Consider the following 1,085-nt stretch of genomic DNA (forward strand, 5'->3'; position numbering starts at 1 on the left):
AACGACAAGGGCGAGCTGGTGAAGCAGCGCTTCGGCCCGTGGATGCAGACGGCGTTCCGCGTGCTCGCGAAGTTCAAGGGGCTGCGCGGCACCGCGTTCGATCCGTTCGGCCGCACCGAGGAGCGCAAGACCGAGYGCGCGCTGATCGGCCAGTACCGCGAGTCCATCGACGAGGTGCTGCGAGGGCYGAACGCGCAGACGCTGCCGCTCGCGCTGCAGATCGCGCGCATTCCGGAAGACATCCGCGGCTACGGGCACGTGAAGGAGCGGCACCTCGCGACGGCGATGCCGAAGTGGTCGGGGCTGATGGCGCAGTGGCGGGCGGGTGGGGAGCGGAAGGCGGCCTGAACCCGGCTGCGCGACACTTGGGGGCGGGCAGCACGACCGGCCGACACCGATGTCGGCCGGCGTTGCCGCTCCCAGGGAGAGACAACAACAATGGATCCGACCCGGCGACCGCGTCGCCTCATCGTCATTCCGCCGGCCCGCGCCGGCAAGAACGCACCGGCCCCCGCGGCCACGCTGCGCAGGCTGCAGGCCGCAGCCGCCGAGAAACGCCCCACCGTCCCGCGGATGACCCCGTCGACGCTGAAGCTCGTCACCAGCTCGCCCGCCGACGGTGCCGTGCTGCTGGACATCGGCCGCCGCAGCATCGACGAGGTGCGTGCAAGCGCGCCGGACGGCGCGACGCTGGCCGAGGAGCAGTGGTACCGCCTGGAGCGCCCTGCGCGGCCGTGGCACAAGCTCAGCGAGCACCTGAAGGCACCACGCATCGCGGCCGGCCGCGACCAGGCCTGGACCGTCACGGTCGTCGTGGACGACGCGGCCCGCACGCGGCTCGCGCAGGCGTTGGTGACGATCCTGCTCGATGAAGAAAAGGGCACCGGCCTGGAGGCGATGACCGACCGGCGCGGGCGCGTCAGCTTCCGGCTGGGCCGCGGCACGAAGCGCCTGGATGCCGTCGAGGTGGCGCCGCTGCACGGCGGCTGGCCGGTGCGGCTGTCGAATGTGGAACTGCTGCGCGGCGGCCTGGAGATCGCCGTGCCGGCCCTGTCGCTGAAGACGCCGGATGCGTGCGGCCTGGT

At 72.5% G+C, this 1,085-nt stretch carries 2 protein-coding genes; both read left to right on the forward strand.

Features of this window, described 5'->3' with window-relative positions; all coding sequences use genetic code 11:
• On the forward strand, positions 1 to 348 hold a 348-nt coding region (locus AC1D01_RS35985; RefSeq protein ID WP_477874496.1), incomplete at its 5' end, for a DUF6537 domain-containing protein.
• 90 nt (positions 349 to 438) lie between these two features.
• Positions 439 to 1,085 (forward strand): hypothetical protein (locus tag AC1D01_RS35990; RefSeq protein WP_477874498.1); only part of this gene is annotated, 647 nt, incomplete at its 3' end.

Source organism: Rhizobacter sp. P3_B12 (assembly GCF_056402895.1).